The sequence below is a fragment of the Adlercreutzia mucosicola DSM 19490 genome (assembly GCF_000422625.1).
Classification (GTDB): domain Bacteria; phylum Actinomycetota; class Coriobacteriia; order Coriobacteriales; family Eggerthellaceae; genus Adlercreutzia; species Adlercreutzia mucosicola.
Genome location: NZ_AUGK01000006.1, coordinates 119127 through 138067, shown reverse-complemented (window position 1 = coordinate 138067; position 18941 = coordinate 119127). Strand labels below are relative to the sequence as shown.

General features: G+C 65.2%; 13 protein-coding genes. 6 read left to right on the top strand and 7 right to left on the bottom strand.

The genetic code is table 11. The features are described from left to right. Positions 1–43 precede the first annotated feature (43 nt). Genes fabF through G503_RS0104695 form a run of 4 tightly spaced genes read right to left on the bottom strand, consistent with a single transcriptional unit; the run spans position 44 to position 4034 of the window. Entirely contained in the window at positions 44–1336 is a 1293-nt protein-coding gene (gene fabF, locus G503_RS0104710) for a beta-ketoacyl-ACP synthase II (RefSeq protein WP_035021752.1), read from the bottom strand. Beyond that, positions 1333–2091: a 3-oxoacyl-[acyl-carrier-protein] reductase gene (gene fabG / locus G503_RS0104705; protein ID WP_028026671.1), complete on the bottom strand. Its 759-nt coding sequence runs from the start codon at positions 2089–2091 to the stop codon at positions 1333–1335. The genes fabF and fabG overlap by 4 nt, the downstream gene beginning before the upstream one ends. 7 nt (positions 2092–2098) lie before the next feature. Then, positions 2099–3058, bottom strand: a complete 960-nt coding sequence (locus G503_RS0104700; protein ID WP_051190925.1) for an ACP S-malonyltransferase — start codon at positions 3056–3058, stop codon at positions 2099–2101. Between the two features lie 10 nt (positions 3059–3068). After that, the gene (locus G503_RS0104695) at positions 3069–4034 is read right to left on the bottom strand and encodes a nitronate monooxygenase (protein ID WP_028026669.1); all 966 of its coding nucleotides are present in this window, start codon (positions 4032–4034) and stop codon (positions 3069–3071) included. A 209-nt stretch (positions 4035–4243) separates the two neighbouring features. Between G503_RS0104695 and G503_RS0104690 the strand changes: the two genes are divergently transcribed. Continuing rightward, positions 4244–5323 carry a 3-oxoacyl-ACP synthase III family protein gene (locus G503_RS0104690; protein WP_028026668.1) on the top strand — a complete coding sequence of 360 codons (1080 nt, stop codon included), beginning with the start codon at positions 4244–4246 and terminating at the stop codon, positions 5321–5323. Positions 5324–6131: 808 nt separating this feature from the next. Beyond that, positions 6132–7133, top strand: coding sequence for a hypothetical protein (locus G503_RS16320; protein ID WP_156891930.1), 1002 nt, complete (start codon positions 6132–6134; stop codon positions 7131–7133). Positions 7134–7675: 542 nt separating this feature from the next. On the opposite strand, the gene G503_RS0104685 is transcribed toward G503_RS16320, so the two are convergent. Beyond that, on the bottom strand, positions 7676–8962 hold the full coding sequence (locus G503_RS0104685; protein ID WP_028026667.1) for an RNA polymerase sigma factor: 1287 nt from the start codon (positions 8960–8962) through the stop codon (positions 7676–7678). A gap of 247 nt (positions 8963–9209) precedes the next feature. Here G503_RS0104685 and G503_RS0104680 point away from each other — a divergent pair, with 247 nt between their 5' ends. The 3 genes from G503_RS0104680 (at position 9210) to G503_RS0104670 (ending at position 14882) form a co-directional block, all read left to right on the top strand. Further along, positions 9210–10586: an ATP-binding protein gene (locus G503_RS0104680; protein ID WP_028026666.1), complete on the top strand. Its 1377-nt coding sequence runs from the start codon at positions 9210–9212 to the stop codon at positions 10584–10586. A gap of 1298 nt (positions 10587–11884) precedes the next feature. Next, positions 11885–14644, top strand: coding sequence for a hypothetical protein (locus G503_RS0104675; protein ID WP_156891929.1), 2760 nt, complete (start codon positions 11885–11887; stop codon positions 14642–14644). Continuing rightward, a complete protein-coding gene (locus tag G503_RS0104670) occupies positions 14631–14882 on the top strand; it encodes a hypothetical protein (protein ID WP_028026664.1) in 252 nt (83 codons plus the stop codon). The genes G503_RS0104675 and G503_RS0104670 overlap by 14 nt, the downstream gene beginning before the upstream one ends. 503 nt (positions 14883–15385) lie before the next feature. On the opposite strand, the gene G503_RS13730 is transcribed toward G503_RS0104670, so the two are convergent. Further along, positions 15386–16582 (bottom strand): CapA family protein, encoded by a 1197-nt coding sequence (locus G503_RS13730; RefSeq protein WP_051190924.1) that lies wholly within the window; start codon positions 16580–16582, stop codon positions 15386–15388. Between the two features lie 9 nt (positions 16583–16591). Beyond that, positions 16592–17464: a hypothetical protein gene (locus G503_RS0104660; protein WP_028026663.1), complete on the bottom strand. Its 873-nt coding sequence runs from the start codon at positions 17462–17464 to the stop codon at positions 16592–16594. A gap of 492 nt (positions 17465–17956) precedes the next feature. On the opposite strand from G503_RS0104660, the gene G503_RS0104655 reads away from it, so the two are divergent. Beyond that, positions 17957–18760, top strand: coding sequence for a sortase domain-containing protein (locus tag G503_RS0104655; RefSeq protein WP_028026662.1), 804 nt, complete (start codon positions 17957–17959; stop codon positions 18758–18760). Positions 18761–18941: the final 181 nt, after the last annotated feature.

The window sequence follows — 18941 nt, the reverse complement described above, 5'->3', positions numbered from 1 at the left end:
GTTGCCTTCCTGCGCAGACGCTCCCTCAGGGGCACCGCCTTCCCTAGCCCTTATAGGGCGAGAAGGCCAAAGCGGCGTTGTGGCCGCCGAAGCCCAAGGACGTGGACAAGGCCACCTTCTGGGGGTAATCGGTCAGAGCCTCGGTGACCACGGCCACGGGGCAGTCCTCGGCGGGCTCGGCGAAGCCGGCCGTGGGGGGCACGGCGTCGCGGGCCACGGATAGGGCGCACACGATGGCCTCCACGGCGCCGGCGGCGCCGAGCATATGGCCCGTCGTGCCCTTGATGGAGGTGACGGGCACCGCTGCGGCGGCCTCGGCGCTGCCCATGAGGTTGGCAAGGGCCTTGGACTCGCCGGCGTCGTTGGCCGGAGTGCCCGTGCCGTGGGCGTTCAGATGCCCCAGGTCGGCCGGGGTGAAGCCCCCTTCGGCCAGGGCGGCGGCCATGGCAGCCGTGATGGCCGAGGCCTCCGGGTCGGGGGCAGTCATGTGGTAGGCGTCGCCCGTGCTGCCGAAACCGGTGATCTCGGCAATGGGCTCGGCGCCGCGGGCCAGGGCGCTCTCCAGCGATTCGATGACGAGCGCGCCGGCCCCCTCACCGGCCACAAATCCGCCGCGGCGGGCGTCGAAGGGCAGCGAGGCCTGAGCCGGGTCCTCGGCGCGGGTGAGCGCCGACAGGTTCGTGAAGCCGGCGATGCAGATGGGGCTCACGGACTCCTCGGTGCCGCCCACGAGCGCCGCGTCGATGTAGCCGTGGCGGATGTCGCGCAGGGCCGTACCGATGCAGTGGGCGCCGGTGGCGCACGCGGTCACCACGTTCAGGCACTCGCCGCGCATGCCGTAGCGGATGGCCAGGTTGCCCGCGGCGATGTTCCCGATCATCGTGGGGATGAACAGCGGGTTCACCCGCTTGGGGCCCTTCTCCTCCAAGGTGGCGAAGCTCTTCTGCAGCTCGTCGATGCCGCCGATGCCCGTGCCGAACACCACGGCGATGCGGTCGCGGTTCGCCTCGGTCACTTCCAAACCGGACTGGGCCAGCGCCTCGTCGGCAGCCACGATGGCGTACTGCACGAAGCGCTCGAAGCGGCGCGCCTCCTTCTTGGAAAGGCCGTGCTCGACTCCGTCGAAGTCGCGCACCTCGGCGGCGATGTGCACCTCGTAGTCGGTCGTGTCGAAGCGCTCGATGGGCCCGATGCAGCAGCCGCGCTCCATAAGGGTGCTCCACAGCGCGTCCACGCCCACGCCGGCGGGCGTCACCGCGCCCACGCCGGTGATGACCACGCGGTGGGTGCCGTCGGGACGGCGGGTCTGCACGCGCTCGCTCATATGCTCACTCATAGGGACATGCCTCCGTCCACGCAGATAACCTGACCGGTAATGTAGGACGCCTCGTCCGAGGCGAGGAAGCGCACCAGGTGCGCGATGTCGGCCGGCTCGCCCAAGCGCCCGCTGCCGATGCGGCCCACGATGGCCTCCTTCTGGGCCTCGGAGAGCGCGTCGGTCATGTCGGTGGCGATGAAGCCGGGAGCCACGGCATTGGCCGTGATGTTGCGGCGCGCGAGCTCCTTGGCGAGGGTCTTGGTCATGCCGATGACGCCGGCCTTGGAGGCGGCGTAGTTCACCTGGCCGGCGTTGCCGTAGACGCCCACCACGCTGGACATGTTGATGATGCGGCCCCAGCGCTGCTTCATCATCACCTTGGCGGCGGCGCGGCAGCAGTGGAAGGTGCCCTTCAGGTTGATGTCGATGACGGCGTCGAAGTCCTCGTCGCCCATGCGGGCGGCCAGGCCGTCCCGGGTGATGCCGGCGTTGTTCACGAGCACGTCCACGCGGCCGAAGGCGTCGGCGGCCGCGGCGATGAGCGCATTGGCCTCGGCCTCGTCGGCCACGTTGGCGGCCACGGCCACCGCTTCCACGCCGAACTGACCGGCGATCTCGGCGGCCAGGGCCTCGGCGGCTGGCAGGCTCTTCTCAGACGAGCTGTTCACCACCACGTTCATGCCGGCGGCGGCCAGCTCGCGGGCGATCTCGCGCCCGATGCCGCGGGTCGATCCGGTCACGACGGCGGCGCGGCGCTCTTGGGTCTCAGTCATATATCTCCTACTCTCCGTTTTCCGCCACGAAGGCGTCGAAACTCGCGCGATCCTGGATGGCCGCGCGCGGGGCGGCGCGATCGATGCGCTTCACCAGGTTGGCGAGCACCCCGCCAAAGCCCACCTCGGCGAACATCTGCGCACCGGCGGCCTGCAGCTTTGCCACACTCGCCTCGAACTGCACGGGCGAGGTGAGATGGGCCACAAGCTCGGCCCGGGCACCGTCGGCGGTGAGCGGCGCGGCCTGCACGTTGCCGATAACGGGCACGGCCGATTCGCGGAAATCCACACCGGCCAGGTAGGCGGCGAAGGGCTCGGCCGCGCTCGCCATAAGCGGGCTGTGGAAGCCACCGGAGGTGGCCAGGCGCGAGAAACGGCCCTTGCGGGCGGCCCAGGCCTCCTCGGCGCGCGCGACGGCCGCGGGCGTGCCGGCAATGACGATCTGGCCGCCGCCGTTCAGGTTGGCGGGCACGAGCACCTCGCCTTCGGCGCACGCCGCGCACAGCTCCTCGGCCTCGGGCAGCGTCATCTTCAGAAGGGCGCTCATCACGCCCGGGTTCGCGTCGGCCGCCTCGCCCATGAGGCGGCTCCGCTCGGCGATGAGCGCGAAGGCGGCCTCCTCGGCGAGCATATCGCCGAGCACCATGGCGGAAATCTGCCCGAGGGAGAACCCGAGCAGCGCATCCGGCACGACGCCGCGGGCCATAAGCGCCCAGCCCATGCCAATAGAGAGCGCGCTAATGGCGATCTGGGCGTTGCGGGTGTCGTTCAGCTCTTCGGGCGACGCGTCGCGCACGAGGGCGGCCACGTCGCGGCCGAGCACGTCGGAGGCGCATTCGAAGGTGGTCGCCACCTCGGGGACGTCCAGCATATCGGCACCCATGCCGGGCTTCTGCGAGCCCTGGCCCGAGGCCATGAACACCAAGCCGTGAGGGCCCAGGGGCTCTAAGGGCTTCTCGTCGATCATCGGCGCCCCCTTACGCGCGCTCGCGACGGCTGTTCAGGGCCGCGAGCTCGTCCAAGGTGCGGCCCGCGAGCGCCTCGGCCTCGCGCACCATGTCCCGAATCACGCCGGCCGCGCACCCGCGCTCGGTCACAAGCGCCGCTACCTGGCCGGCCATAACCGAGCCGTTCTCCACGTCTCCCGCCACCGCGCGGGCCAGCGAGCCGGCGTACATGCCCTCCAGCTCCTCACCGCTTTTGGCCGCCATCTCCATCTTGCGGCACTCGCGGGCGAACTTGTTCTTCAGGCCGCGCACGGGATGCCCCGTGCCGCGCCCCGTCACAATGGTGTCGGAGTCCTTCGCCTTCAGCACCTTTTCCTTCCAGTTCTCGTGCACGCTGCATTCCTCCACGGTGAGGAAGCGGGTGCCGCACTGCACGCCCTCGGCGCCCAGCGCGAAGGCGGCCAGCATGCCGCGGCCGCCGGCGATACCGCCGGCGCCGATGACGGGGATGGACACCGCCTGGCACACGGCCGGGATGAGCGCCATGGTGGTCAGCTCGCCGATATGGCCGCCGGCTTCCGTGCCCTCGGCCACCACCGCGTCAGCCCCCAGGCGCTCCATGCGGGCCGCGAGCGCCGCCGATGCCACCACGGGCACCACCTTCACGCCGGCCTCCTTCCAGGCGGCCATGTAGTTGGCGGGGCTGCCAGCACCGGTGGTGACCACCTCCACCCCCAGCTCGCACACGAGCTCGGCCACCTCGGCGGCACGGGGATCCATCAGCATGACATTGATGCCGATGGGCTTATCGGTGATGGCCCGGGCGCGGGCCACCTCCTCGCGAATCCACTCGGGACTCGCCCCGCCGCAGGCGATGATGCCCAGGCCGCCCGCCGCGCTCACGGCGCCGGCCAAACCGCCGTCGGCGATGCGGGCCATGGCCCCCTGCACCACGGGGTACTCGATTCCCAACAACTCAGTGATACGGGTCTTCATGAGGCGTGCTCGTCCTTTCTCTCATGGCGCCCTCTCGCGTGCTTCCCTGATAATTTTGCTAAACTATCTGAGAAATCTTAAGGAATTTGGTCAAAAAACTGACTGCGCGTCTAAAATCTTCATCAAACATCTTATCGCTGATAGATTAACTGAGGAATGCACATGCACCGAGGCGCAGGTACGTGGCACCAGAGGGGAAAGGAAAGGCCGTGGGCAGCGTAATTATCGGTTCGGGAAAATCTTTGCCGGAGCGCGTGGTCACCAACGACGAGCTCGGGCAGATCGTGGACACCACCGATGAATGGATCGTGCCGCGCACGGGTATTCACACCCGGCACATCGCCGTTCATGAGACCGGCACCGATCTGGGAGCCCAGGCCAGCGCCCGGGCCCTCGGCCTGGAAGCGGGCGGCTGGCTGCGCGAGGAGGCCATCGACCCGGCCTCCATCGACATGATCATCTGCCCCACCCTAACGGCGGATGCGCACTTCCCTTCCCAGGCCGCGCTCATCCGCGAGCGTATCGGAGCGGTGAACGCCGTGTGCTTCGACATGTCCTGCGCCTGCTCGGGCTGTGTCTACGGCACCTCCACGGCCGATATGCTGCTGCTTGCCTCCGCGACCGACCGCGCTGCCGCCGACACGGCCGGTCGCTCCCCGCGCCGCAACGTGCTGCGCCGCATTCTCGTGGTGGCCACCGAGCGCTTGAGCCGCTTGGTGGACTGGACCGAGCGCGAGACCTGCATTCTGTTCGGCGACGGCGCCGGCGCCGTGGTGATGGAATGGCGCGACGATGCGGACGGCATGCTGTCCAGCTACATGGAGAACACCGATGATGCCGATCACGTGCTGTGGTGCGACAGCGCCTTCTGCGACCGCCCGCTGCCCTTCAGCGCCGCCAGCGAGGACGCGGCTGTGGCGGCCGCGGCCCTCACTTGCGACCCCTACATGCGCATGGCCGGCCAGGCGGTATTCAAGTTCGCCACCTCGGCCATGGTGCGCTGCATCGGCGAAGCCCTCGATCGCGCGGGCCTCGCCCCCGCCGACATCACGCTGTTCGCGCCCCACCAGGCCAACGAGCGCATTATCCGCTACGCCGCCAAGAAGATGGACCTGCCCATGGAGCGCTTCCAGGTGTCCATCGACCACATGGGCAACGTGTCCGGCGCCAGCGCGCTCATCGCCCTGAACGAGGCTTTGACGGAAGGCAAGCTGAAGCAGGGCGACGTGGCCTGCATGGCCGGCTTCGGCGGCGGCCTCACCGCCGGCGCCTGCGTTTTCCGCATCTAGCCCCGCGCGGCTCCGCCCTCGCTCCGCGCTCCGCGTGCAGCTCCGCCCTCGTTCGGCCCTCGCTCCGCGCCAGCCGCAAAGACCGAGCCGCTCAGCACAGATCGGACAACACACCGAGGCGAAAACCACCCGGCACGAGCGGGGCGGCGAGTCCACAATCGCTGAAGGACAGCGACAGTCAGAAGCACGCGGCGAAAATCTGCCCCAATTTCCGGTTTTCCACCTTTTTCAAGGGACGAGGAATTGACGATGCTTTTCCCCAAAGCTCTGACCTGGTATTTTATTGGGTCTCGCGCCAGAACCGCCTTATCGGAACGTTCAAAAACGTGGAAAACCGGAAATTAGGGCAGAAAATGGGCAACGAAGCATACGGACGCGCAATGGCGGCCTGGATCTAGACGGCAAGCGGGGCCGCAGCTCGGAGCAAAATGAGGGCCGGACGGAGCAAGGGGCGAGGGTCGCGCAGCACGAATCGTCGGCCATCGCCGGAGTGGAACAAGAGCCGTCACCGGAGTTGAGCGAGGGCCACGGGGCACGGGGCAGCAGACGAGACGGCGGCTACAACGTGACTCACCCCTCGTCGCGCGCCACACATCCCGCGCGCTTTACATCGCCTGACAATCATTCGACACACAAGAGAATACGCCCCGGCGCCCAAAAAGCTCGGGTACGGTCTCGAAAAATACGGCGAAACTGAGACGAAATTGCGACAAAAATGCGGCTTGAACTGGCCTTGAATTACGACAGCCTCTTAAGATATATTCCAATCACTCTTTGCAGCTAGCACCGGAGAACAAGAAGGGGCATCATGCGTCTAGTGCTTTACGGAGAAAGCGGGGCGGCATACTGGCTTTGCGCCGACCTGACATGCGCGAAGCCACGAAAGGACAGCAGCGCTGTTCTGGAAGATGACGCGCCCGGCAAGGCAAGCTGCAGCTATCTTCTTCGGCAATTTCCCGGCCTTGCACAGCCCGTCCACTGCCTTTCCACGCGAAAAACGCGCGGAGGCGGATCGTTTTGGAAGACACACTTTACGAGTTACGCGTACCCTCCGAATTCGTTTTGGCATATCGGAAGCGGCCTGTACGTTCCCAGCCCTGAGTTGTGCTTTGTGCAGGCATGCACGACAACCACCGATCATCGGGCGCTTAAAATCGGCGCTGCGCTCTGCGGTACCTTCTCGGTTCGTCCACAATCCCCCACGGGACTGGCACGACGAGAGCCTCTCACCACGCCAGGTCGGATACAAAAGTACATTGATCGCGCTTCGTGTCTTCATGGAACGAAAAAAGCGGCGCGGCTCGCGCGCCATATCCCCCAGAATGCGGCATCGCCACCTGAGGCCTTTCTGTGCCTGGTGCTCGCGCTACCGGGACGCTGGGGCGGCTACCACCTTCCACCTCCTCTCATGAACAAGCGACTCAAGTCAGGGCGAAAATCGAGAGCCATCACCCAAAGAAAGTCACTCGTTCCCGATCTGTATTGGCCGCAAGCCAAGGTGGCCCTGGAATTTGATTCGGACGCCATACATCTGAGCAGCGCCCAGGCAACGCGCGACTCCACAAAGCGACTCGCACTTGAGAACTCGGGGCATCGCACGGTTACCGTCACCACCAATCAACTGGCAAGCCGCGATCGCATGAGCCACATAGCGCAGCGAATCGGGCAGGAATTAGGGCACATATCGCGCAACCGATCCCGCGATTTTTCCTGTCAGCAGAATGCGCTCTTTGCTGAAGGATGGTCTCTCAACTGGCTTTTCGATCCCACATGGCTCGCAAATGAGTCCGCACACGAACAGCGAGCATGAGGAACCTTCCTCCACCGGAAGTCCGGGTATAGGAGCGAAGGATTGACGATCGCTCCGAGATCAGAAGGCGGTAAGGGGGCGACACGCCAATCGCATGGGAGCTCATCGCCAAACGCGCCTGGATGCGAAAAGCGCAGAATGCATCTGGCAACGCTGCGGAGAAGCTTTCACCGAAAGCCCGCGCTCTCCGAAAGGAATCTTGCCAAAAGCGGCGAAATTGCAATTGCCCACCGTGCCAAGAGCCGCCCCAAATTCCGGTTTTCCACCAAGGCGAAAATCTGCCCCAATTTCCGGTTTTCCACCTTTTTCGAGGGACGAGGAATTGACGGTGTTTTTCCCCAACGCTCTGACCTGGTATTTTATTGGGTCTCGCGCCAGAACCGCCTTATCGGAACGTTCAAAAACGTGGAAAACCGGAAATTAGGGCAGAAAATGGGAAGCACCACACAGGAGCGGACTGAGAACGGCAGGGATGCGCGCCCGCTAGGTGCCAGCGGGAGGCGGCATCGTCGGGAGGCCGATCGACGTCGGCAAGGGCGCGACTACGGGGTGCCAGTGGGAGCGGGGTAGATGGGCTTCACGTCGGCGCTTACGATGCCTGAGGCCTCGTTGCCAGCGGCATCCACCAGATGCACCTCGTAGGCACCGCTCGGCACCTCGAACCACCAGAGAATCTGCGTACCCTGCGCGGCACCACTCGGCTGCATAACATCGGTCGGCAACGCGCCGGCGTACTCCACATTCACGGGGTCGTAGCGGGTGCCGTCTTCGCCTATGCACCACGCCGATTCCATGCCGGCATCGTCTAAAGTCGTCAGCACAAGCAATCCGTTTTCCACGTCGGCGGCCAGCAATTCGGGGGCCGTCGTGTCGCTCGGTGCCGGCGCGGGTTCCGGCTCGGTCAGCGGCACCGGCTCGTCTGCCACCGGCTCGGGAACCCGCCACGCGGCCGCCACGCCCAGCACGCCCACGGCCGCCGCAACGGTAACGGCCGCCGCGGCGCGCGTGCCCCACGACAACGCTCGCGATCGCGGACGCACCCACGGGCGCACGCCTGGAGCCAGGGGCGACTCCACCGCATCAGCCAACGCGGCCGAAAGCCCCGCGCCCATGGGCAGCACGCCCACCTTGCGACGCAGGGTGGCCAGCGCCTGGTTCAGCACGTTGCGCACCGTGTTGCGCGATACATCCAGCTGCTCGGCAATCTGCCCCACCTTCATGTCCAGGTAGTAGCGCATCAGCACCATATCGCGCTCGCGATCAGACAAATCCTCCCGAAGCGCGCGGGCCAACCGCTCGCGCCGCTCGGCTGCCGAGAACTGCGCCGCCGGATCGGCCGCCTCGGCCACGCCGCCTTGGGCCACCAACTGACCCCGAGCCGCGCCGCGTCCCGGCGCACCCTCGACTGCGGCGCCCGCCACTTGCACCGGCGCGTCCGTGCCCAACGAGCCATCGACCGCATCGCCCGCCGCAACCGCCTCGGCACCGGCGGCATCGGTTACCGGCGCGTCGGCCATACGCGAGCGCTCCTGGAAGTGCTGCAGGCACAGATTGCGCGCCGTGGCGCTTAGGTAGCCCAGCACCGCCTGGGGGCGAATCTTGGCCCGGTTCTTCCATGCGACCAGGTACACCTCCTGCAGAATGTCGGCAGCCGGCTCCTCGCCCACGCGCCCCACGATGGTGAAGTACTGGGCCTGGGCCGTGCGGCGATACAGCTCCTCGAACGCCGCACGGTCATCCGCCTGGGCGCGCACTACCAACTCGGCCAGCTTTTCCTTAGCGTGCTCGTCGTACCGGGACCCATTCCCGTGCCCGCTGCCTTCCGCCATGACTCGCCTCTCATCTCCACCATACCCGCGCCAGCCGCTGCCGCGCGCCACAATTTCGCAAGCAGTATACACGACCACGCAACGCGACAATCCCCCGCGGCGCCCGAGCTCCCGCGACGCCAGCGCACGAACAAATCCGATCTTCCTATACAAAAACGTGGTGAAAACTGGAAAAGTCCTATACAAAAACGTGGTGAAAATCTAAAATGTCCTATACAAAAACGTGGTGAGTTACTGGAAGGAATCCATGAAACGCCAGATCATCAATGAATTGAAGTATTGGAAGAAGTCACCGCACCGAAAACCTCTCATCATCAGCGGTGCTCGTCAGGTAGGGAAAACCTGGCTCATGAAGGAATTCGGGCGCACATGCTTTCAGAGAACCGCCTACCTTACCTTCGATGACAACCCGCATCTCGCCGCCGCCTTTGAGGAATCCCTTTCACCTCAGCGACTTCTCCCGGTTCTTCAGGCCGAAGCCGGGGTGCGCATCGACGAGGAAACCCTGCTCGTCCTCGACGAGATACAGGAGTCGCCACGCGCCATCCAGGCACTCAAGTACTTTAACGAGGAGGCTCCTCACCTGCCCGTCGTTGCAGGAGGCTCCGCGCTCGGTCTCGCACTTCGCCGGGGAAGGCGATCGGAGGGAGATGCGCGGCCGAAAGCGTCGTTCCCCGTAGGTAAGGTAACGTTCCTCGATCTGTACCCTCTGAACTTCTCGGAATTCCTCGCCGGCGTCGGCGAGGAGTTGCTGGCGGAGCTGCTAGAGGCGCTCGACTGGCCTTCGCTCGCACCTTTCCATGACCGGCTGGTCAGCCTGCTCAAGCAGTATCTGTTCGTCGGAGGCATGCCGGAAGCCGTGCTCGCTTTCGCGGAAACAGCAGATCCGAACGCGGCGCGGCGCGTCCATAACGACTTACTGCGCTCATACAATGCCGATTTCTCGAAGTACGCCGACGACGCACTGGCAGAGCGCATCCGCCGCGTTTGGCGAGCCGTCCCCGCAAATCTCGCCAAGGAGAACCGCAAGTTCATGTTCTCCAAAATTCGGGAATCGGCGCGCGCTCGCGAATACGAGGACGCCCTGCAATGGCTGGCCGACACATCTCTGGTGTGCCCATCCACATGCGTGAGTGCCCCCGAACCGCCCCTCATCTCCCATGAAGACGAGACCGTGTTCAAAGTATACCTGCTGGACGTGGGACTCCTCGGTGCGATGAACAACGTGGCCGCGCGAACCATCCTCGACGATGAAGTTTTGTTCAGCTCGTTCAAGGGAGCGCTGGCCGAGCAGTTCGCCGCGCAGGAAATACTCGCCTGCGGGCAGGCGGGAAACGGCCTTGATGCAGGGGGCAAGCTGCACTACTTCGTGAACCAGGCCACACGCACCGAAATCGACTTCATCGTGGACGGCAACGCCCTAGCGCCCCAACCAGTGCCCATCGAGGTGAAGGCCGGCGTCAACCTGCAGGCGAAGAGCCTCTCCGCCTTTGTGAGGAAATACCAACCGCCCCTGGCCGTGCGCACCTCTCTCGCACATCCCTCGCAAGACGGCATCATCGAGGATGTGCCGCTTTATGCATTGGGGGCCTATTTTCAGAAGAACATCGCAGGGAAGCTTTAGGCGCGCCAGCTTTTTCCATTCGCTTTTCTGGAGCGAAATGATTCGTTTTTTCGTATCCGAATCATTCGCTTTTCTGTACGGAAAAATTCGTTTTTTGGTATTAGAAACACTCGCTTTTTCGCAAAGCGCCAGGAAAACGATGCCGTGAAGACTCGCAGGGATTATTTTTGTGCAAAATGATGATGACGCCGATTCTCTTTCGGATATCTATACACTGAGGGCGCTCCGCGGCGGCGGGGCGCCCTCCTTTGTTCGAAGGGGACACCATGAGAGAGGATTGGAAGAAGTGTCGGCTGCAAGCTGACAACATGTCGACAATAAGAGCCAGTACTGCGGAAACCCCTACCGCAACAAAGGCCCTCTCTCAACCCGATTTGCACCCTCCCCTCCGAAGCATCCTTGCACGCGTTTTGAAGGTAACTTTAGCCGTTCTGCTGACCGCTGCCTGCTTACCGTTTGTCCCCACAGCGCAGGTGCAAGAGGCCGAAGCCTTAGAGGGCACCGATGATTACACGAAGCTGTTCGGCATGCAACAGTGGTACGGATCACCTGGGCAGATAGCAGGGAAAACTCTCAGATGCGCATCTACACTCAGTAACGGCCATTACGTCCTCATTGAGTCTGGCTGGAACAGCTCCGCCGAGTTCACCGCTCTTAAACCGGTCTCCTTGCTACACGATTGGACGACCACCGCAACAGCAACCATTCCCACCATATCTTCAGTAAAAGAAAAGGCCTTTCATAACTCATGGCTGTCAATTTATATCTCCAAAACGAAAGACCCTAAAAGCGATGCGCTGGGCGGCACATACAATCAAATTTGGCAGACTCCATCATCTCAAACATACGATGTAAATGTCTCTCGAAAAGGAATCATCCAAAGCAACCGCAACATCTCTTCCCCGGGAACATCACTAGCAATTACAGCAAAATACGATGCATCGAGCCAGACCTTTTCCTTTACTGCTGCGGGCGTAACACTCTCTATCAATGACGCCCAGGGAACAGTGGGCGATGATGAGGCCTATCTACACATCAATGGCGGTTTTGGATGGGTCAACTCATCCAATCCTCATATAGCTCAGCCGGTCGCAAACCAAACCATATCGCTGACTTTCCAATCCATCAGCCTCCCCAACCTGTCTCCCGAAGTGCGTTACGTAAAACTCAGTCGAATCGACGGAACGGAAATAGGGAAAGACGATGTAGTTGCACCAGGCGAGAGATTGCGCGTCGAATGCGCGGTAGGAAACGCGAATAATGCGGCCGCATCAGGCGGATACGAAGAACAGTACCCCATGCACGTGAAGCTTATGAACACAGATGAGCATCCCACTCAAGGCCTCTCCTTTGTTGCAGGCTCCGTCAGCATCAACGACACACCCGCCCCGTCTGCAACCATCGGAGGCGACGGCGTTCCCGTCATATTGAAAGGCACGCAGTCAACCATCGTTACATGGGAAGCAGAAGTGACCGGCGCCCACGGAGGGGCGGTGGTGCTTTCGCAAGAGCTCGTCGAAGATTCGTTCGGCGGGACCTTCCCCCACACCGTCGAGCTAGTCGCCGAACGCCCTCTCGTTTCTGCTCCCGGTGACGCAGATCCCAATGATCCATCCAGCTGGGGCACCCCTGGCAAGGATTGGCACTACACGCGGCTGCCCGCTGCCAATGCGAACGGGTGGAACACGTCTCCGGTCACCGTCACCTTCTACCCCGGGGACTACGACGTCATGGAGCTGACTCCCTCGGAGGGCGGCGCGAAGTCGCTCACGAGGGCCGACCCGTCGTGGACGCGCACGCCCGACACCGCCGGCATCGACCTCGGCGCCCAGGCGCGCAACAGCTCCACGGGCGCGGTGTCGGTGCAGAAGGCGGGCAAGGTGAAGATCGACACCTCGGCGCCGCGCATCGAGGGCGGCGGGGCGCTGGCGTACACGCTCACCGACGTGCCGTCCGACTCGTCGAAGGCCACGTCGGGCATCTGGCGGCTGCACCGCACCGACTCGTCGGGCACCGTGGCGTCGGGAAGCCGCTCGTCGGTGTTCCGCGAGTTCGATCTGACCGACGGCGACGGCAAGGCCACCCAGGCCGTCGGCAAGCTGCCCAACGGCTACTACCGGGCCGAGGACGCCGCCGGCAACCTCACGCCGGCCGACGCCATGCTGAAGGTGGGCGACACCGACCCGCCCAGCGTTGAGCGCCCCGATCCGGCGGGCCCGAATCCGCCGGCACAGGCGGGCCCCGAGCTGGATCCTTCCGACCCCGTGCCCACGCCCACCGTCACCGAGGACGGCGAGGGCCTGAAGCACGCCGTGATCGAGGAGACGGTGACCGAGATGATCGACCCGGCCGCGCCGCCCTTCGGGGGCCTGCTGGAGAAGTCCGAGGCGAGCGCCATGATGGACTACCGCTACGCCTCGGCATCCACATCGGCACCGACCACGCAGACCGACGAGCTGCTGGACGCCGCGGGCAACCCCATCGCCTCCTTCGACACGAAGTCGCCCGGGACGTGCACCGTCAAGCGCGTGATCACCGACTCCCAGGGCAACACCACCACCATTCTGCTGCACTACCGCACCACCCGGGACAGCTGCCCCGTCATCAGCCCGTGGGAGCCGGTGGACCCCTCCGATCCGGATGGCCCCCAGCAGCCGGGCGACGCGCTGGAGCCCACTGGGCCCGTTTCCACCCGTCCCGACGGCACGCAATCAGCGGAGGTGTCCTGCGAGGTGACCGAGGCCGTGTCCCACGGCACCATGGGCGCCGACGGGGCCGAGGCCCTGCTGCGCCGCCACTTCGCCCTCTCCGACGTGGACGGCGGCGACGGCGTCACCCTCACGGTGCAGTCGATGAAGAACGCCGCGGGCAACGCCGTCTCGGCCATCGACCTGTCCCGGGCCGCCGACTACCTGATCACCTACCTGGTGCGTGACGCAGACGGCAACACCACCACCGTGCGCCTCACCTACCACCTGATCAGCTCGCGGGTGCCCGGCGTGGTGGTCACGCCCGACCCCGGCACCGACCCCAACCCGCAACCCGGCGACGACCCGCTGAACCCGCGCCCGCGCCCTATCGATCCCGCAACCCCGCCGCGCGTGGATCCCGACGGCACCCAGCACGCCGACATCAACGACGAGATGCGCGTGAAAGTGCAGCCGGGCAAGTCCCTCTCCCCGGCCGACGCCCGCAGCCTGATGGAGCGCCGCTACGCCTTCACGCCCGAGGGCGGCGGGGCCATGACCGAAGTGGCCCTGCACCTCAACGATGCCCAGGGCCGCGCCGTCTCGTCCATCGACCTTTCCCGCCCTGGCTCGTGGCGCATCACCTATAAGGTGGCCGATGCCAACGGCAACACCGTCACCGTGCACCTACGCTATCTGGTGGTATCCGACGCGCCCACCGTGAACGTGAAACCCGGCGACGGCACCGGCGACGGCGGCAACCCCGGCGGCACACCTACGCCGCTGCCGCCCGCCTCTTCCACCGTGGACCCCGAAACGGGCCTCACCCATTCCGTGGTGAACGACCATGTGGTGGTGGGCACTCATAGCGAACCCGCCACGCCGGCCGTCATGGAGGCCCTGTTCGCCGAGCGCTACCAGCTTGCCAGCGCCCTGGCCGACGGTAAGCTGACCGCCGGCCCCATGCACCTGACCGACGAAGGTGGCACCGCCGTGGATGCCATTGACCGCTCTCAACCCGGCACGTGGCACGCCGAGCAGCTGATCACCGATTCTGCGGGCAATACCACGCTCATTCACCTCACCTACGAGGTGCAGCGCGGCGGTGCGGGCGGCTCGGTGTCCAGCAGCGGCGACGGCGGCAGCAACGACAACGGAGGCTCGGGCGCGGGCAACAACGCAAGCGGCAAAGTGAAGCCCTCGGAATGGGTGAGCCGCCTGCACCAGCTGCCCCAGACCGGCGGCCCCTTCGGCACCTGCCCGCTGCACATGATGTTCGTTCTACTGATGCTGCTGGCGAGCGCCTACGCCCTCATGCGCCTGCGCCAGGAAAAGGACGCCCGCGAAAGGAGCCCCTATGAAACCGCGTAGCACCGCACCCGACTGCCCCGCCGCGGACCCCGGGAAGAGAAGCGGCCTGAAACCCCTCGACCACCTCGTCTTCGGGGTGGTGGCGCTGGCGGCCATCGCCCTGGCCGCCCTGCGCATCTGTCCCCTCGACTGGTTATGGGCCAGCGCTACCATTCTCGTTGTCGGCGCGTGGGCTTTTGTCATTCATCGCCGGCCCGGCCGCCGCGAAACCAGCCGAGGGCGCCCCCGGATGCGCTAACGCCCGAATCGCAGGCGACAATCCAACCTCTTCGTCTTTGGGCCCCCTCCCGGGGCCCTTTCTCTACGACAGAAATCTTCACTGCATCTCATTCGCAAAAAACCCGAGCGCCCCTTCCCGCGAAGACGCCCAGACAGACAGAAGCCTCGTTTCTGCACGAGATCGCCAGCTATGAGCGTCCCGATAAAGCTTCCTCACCTCTCAGTACCGACGCGAGCCCTTTCGACCTGGGGGTTTGCATTCGACAGCCACTCAGTCAAGCTCGCCGCATCCCCCAGACGCTCATAACTGGCGATTTCACGCAAAAAGAGAAGCCCCTACCGACCGTGGCCACTTCCCGGCCCAGGCCGCGGCGCTTACGAAGTTGCGGGCGGGCTTGAGCCCGCCCCTACGAAGGCACCGCACTTGCGGGCGGGCTCAAGCCCGCCCCTACATGGGAGCTGCCGGTTGCGGGCTACCGGCAGCAAGCTGCCGGTAGCGAGATGCAGGTTGGAAACGCCTCCCTACTCGCTTCCTAGGTTGGCGGCCATTGCGGCTATCTTGTCGGTGGATTCTTGCACCTTGGCCAGGATGCGCTCAGCGTCTTCGCCCTCGGCCAGGGTGGGCTGGTAGTTGTTGCGCTTCGAAGAGGACGACACCGAGCAGGCAATGAACTTCACGTCATTTTCAGTGGCGGGAGCCACCTCGGTACCGGTCACGGTGAAGGTCTCCTGGAAGATGAGGCAGTCCTTGTCCTTGGGATTGGAATTGCCGCCATAGCAGAAGTTGCCCAAGCTGTACACGATATAGCGGCCCTTGTACACTTCCCAGCCCTGCACCACATGGGGGTGAGAGCCCACCACCACATCGGCGCCGGCGTCGATAGCCGCCCGGCCCAGACGCATATCGGATTCCTGGGGCACGTAATCCTTCTCGATGCCCCAGTTCGCGTACACCACCACCAGCTGTGCGCCCTCGGCCCTGGCCTGGGCGATGTTGTCGGTCATCTCCTTGGTGTAGTCCTCGGCCGGATTGTCGGGCAGCGCGCAGGCGCCCACGAGCGCCACTTTCACGCCCTTCACGTCGCGATAGGCGATGCGCCCGAAACCGAAGGTGGACACGCCTTCGGCATCCAGAGTCTCGATGGTGTCGTTGTAGCCCTGCTCGCGATAGTCGAGGGAATGATCGTTGGCCAGCGTGGCCGCGTCCACACCCGACCCGCTGAGCACCTTCGCGTAGGCCGGCGAGCCCTTGAACGGGTAGTCCTTGTCGGCCGATTCCTTGCTCTCGGTCAGCGTGCCCTCCAGGTTCACGACGGTAAGATCGTCGGCACCGAACAGGTCGGCCACGTTCTTCAGGAAGTAGGACGCATCCTCGCCCTCCTGCTCGTACACCCCGTTGAAGCTGTAGTCGGGATCCGACTTGGGCGACGCGCCCAGCGTGCAATCGCCAGCGAAGCTGATGGTCAGGGTGACGGGCTCGGGTGCCGGCTCGCCCCCTTCGCCTTCGCCCGCACCCTCCCCCTCGGCCGGGGCCGCGGGCTGCGGGTCAGCGGTGGGCTGAGTAGCCGCCGGCTCGTTGGAGCCACCGCCCGCTGCCGCGCCCTCCTTCCCTTCCGAAGGCTGACCGAAGGCCAAAAACCCCACGAGCGCCAACTCGATGGCGATCACGACGACGAGGAAAACTTTCACGAGGGACGGGCAATGCGGTTTCGCGTACATAACGGGCCTTTACTTGAAGAACACTAAGAAAAGTATGACGATGAGCAGGATAACGATGATGGGAATCGTCACCTTCAAGAACAGCGGAATTCCCGCCAAGGGGCCCGCAGGCGCGCCGTAATCGGCACGGCCGCTCATGACACCGCCGGAGAAGCCCACGTTGCCGGCAGAGCGCGGGCGCAGGGGCAGCCCGTGGGTCCCCATGCCGCCCTCGGGCGCCGCGTCGAAGCCCTGGCCGGCGCGGGAACGCCAACTGGTGCGGCCACTCACGGTATCCAGCATGGGATCGGGGCGGTCGCGATCGTCGCGGGAGTAGGCGGAGATCTGGTGGCTCTCGTTGAAGGTGCGCGAGTCGATGCTGCCGCGGCCGTCGATGACCTCGCGGTTCAGAGCGCGGCCCCGGCGCGTCTCCGACAGCGCGTCGCGGGAAGCGCGGGCGCGCTCGTAGCTTTCCATGGAAGAACGGGTGAGGTCATAGCTTTCCTGGGATGACAGGGGCGGTACCACCCGGGTGCGACGCGGCGCCGGGGCGGGTGCGGCCCCCTGGCCGCGACGGGCCATGCGCTCGGCCTCGCGCTGGGCGCGCAGGGCCTCCTGCTCGCGCTGCTGGGCCGCCAGGGCTTCTTGGCGCGCCACGCGATCGGCATCGCGCTGGGCCGCGCTGGCCGCGACCGACTGGGCCGCCTGCTGAGAGCGCAGGCGCGCGTTGCGGGCGCGCATCTCGTCTTGGGAAGCGTAGGATTGCAGAATGCTCTCACGGGAAGGGCGCGTAGTGATCTTGCCGCGCGAACCCTGGGGCGGGCGGGCGGGGACAGCCTCGGGCTGCGGATAATCAGGAGCGCCGGGCGCGGCGCCAGCGCGATCGTCTTGGTAGGTTCCCATGGATGATCAACCTCTTGTTCGTCTGTCCTACGTTTGAAGCTCGTTTGGGGTGGTAGCGCGCCGAGGGCGTGCCCCTCATGCGCACGGTTGCGTCCATTGAAATTGTCAAGCTGAACCATTATAGAGGTGGCCGCCCCGCTCGCAACGGACCCGGGCCCACTCTTCGCGAAAAGCCCGCATACCGAACGGCGCCGCCAGGCCCTTTCCCCTCCGATGGCTCGCACCGCGCCGCGCATGGCGCCCGAGCCCGAACCCATTGCGGGCAACGGCGGCCCAACAGCGGCGCCACGGGATGGCGACTTTCTTCCATAGAGGTTAAGAAGGCCATACGGACCTCCAACAAACACCAGATCAGGCCCAATTCCTTACCTTCTCACCCTATGATAGCCAGTGACGGGAAGCGCTTTGGCGCCGCCCGCGTCACGAGAGGGTTTCGCCGACCAGCAGGCCCGTCCGCGACCGATGTCGAGAGGCCTCGTGAAAGGAAGCAGCATGAAAGCCCCCCATGTCCTTGCCGGCGCGCTCACCAGCGTAGCGGCGCTTTTCCTCGCCGGAGGCATGGCCTTCGCCCTGGAGCCGGCCCTGGCCCCCACTATGAAACCCATCCCCAATGCCGCCGCCGACACCTCGATCACCAAGCAGGTGGTCTCCATCATCGTCTACGAGGATCAGGAGGAAGCCGTGGCCATGGCCACCGAGTTCAACGCGCTCCACGACGAGCTGGCCCTGCAGGCCGCAGCCAACCGCGCCAACATCGCCGCCGCCCACAGCGCCGCCCACGATGCGCCCCCGGCCGCCACGCTGCCGCGGGTCGATGCCACCGGCGACGACACCGATGCCGCCGCGAGCGATGTTCCCGAGGTGGACGTCGCCCATCCCCTCGACGCGCTCACCGATGAGGACGCCGTGGAGGACGGCGCCATGAAGGCGGCCACCATCGATGTGAACGGCGACATCATGCCCTACGTGGACTCCTTCGAAACCGCCTCGGCCCCCACCTCGGGCGCCGGGCTGTGGATGGGCTCGGACAGCACCACCGACGGCAGCTGGGGCTATTTCATCGGCCATAATCCCGGGTCCTTCACCTGCGTGATGACCCTGAAGAACGGCGACCCCGTCACCGTGTGCGACAGCGACGGCACCTCGCGCACCTACCATGTGGTGGACGAGTTCATCGTGCCCGACAGCACCTATTGGGAAGACATCCAGTCCCGCGTGACCGAGTACGGCGAGTCGGTGATACTGCAGACCTGCTGCGGCGACAACGCCCACTACCGCGTGGTCATCGCCAACTAGGCGCCATTCCGCGGGCGCCCCGGGGAGGGGGCGCCCGCTTTCTTCGCGCGCGGGTCGCCGGCCGCGACCCGCGCGCGAGCCGTCTCATCGCCGCCTTGTTCCTGCTACACTAACCGCCGCAGCGCCGTGCAGGCGCCGGCGGTTTCCCGCACGGCGCGGGCACGGCGCGGGCACGGCACTC

Bases quoted from the DNA above. Each gene is read 5' to 3' on its own strand.
- G503_RS0104675 (WP_156891929.1), top strand. From the start codon at position 11,885: ATGCACGTGAAGCTTATGAACACAGATGAGCATCCCACTCAAGGCCTC.
- G503_RS16320 (WP_156891930.1), top strand. From the start codon at position 6,132: ATGCGTCTAGTGCTTTACGGAGAAAGCGGGGCGGCATACTGGCTTTGC.
- G503_RS0104660 (WP_028026663.1), bottom strand. From the start codon at position 17,464: ATGGGAACCTACCAAGACGATCGCGCTGGCGCCGCGCCCGGCGCTCCT.
- fabG (WP_028026671.1), bottom strand. From the start codon at position 2,091: ATGACTGAGACCCAAGAGCGCCGCGCCGCCGTCGTGACCGGATCGACC.
- G503_RS13730 (WP_051190924.1), bottom strand. From the start codon at position 16,582: ATGTACGCGAAACCGCATTGCCCGTCCCTCGTGAAAGTTTTCCTCGTC.
- G503_RS0104685 (WP_028026667.1), bottom strand. From the start codon at position 8,962: ATGGCGGAAGGCAGCGGGCACGGGAATGGGTCCCGGTACGACGAGCAC.
- G503_RS0104695 (WP_028026669.1), bottom strand. From the start codon at position 4,034: ATGAAGACCCGTATCACTGAGTTGTTGGGAATCGAGTACCCCGTGGTG.
- fabF (WP_035021752.1), bottom strand. From the start codon at position 1,336: ATGAGTGAGCATATGAGCGAGCGCGTGCAGACCCGCCGTCCCGACGGC.
- G503_RS0104655 (WP_028026662.1), top strand. From the start codon at position 17,957: ATGAAAGCCCCCCATGTCCTTGCCGGCGCGCTCACCAGCGTAGCGGCG.
- G503_RS0104700 (WP_051190925.1), bottom strand. From the start codon at position 3,058: ATGATCGACGAGAAGCCCTTAGAGCCCCTGGGCCCTCACGGCTTGGTG.
- G503_RS0104670 (WP_028026664.1), top strand. From the start codon at position 14,631: ATGAAACCGCGTAGCACCGCACCCGACTGCCCCGCCGCGGACCCCGGG.
- G503_RS0104680 (WP_028026666.1), top strand. From the start codon at position 9,210: ATGAAACGCCAGATCATCAATGAATTGAAGTATTGGAAGAAGTCACCG.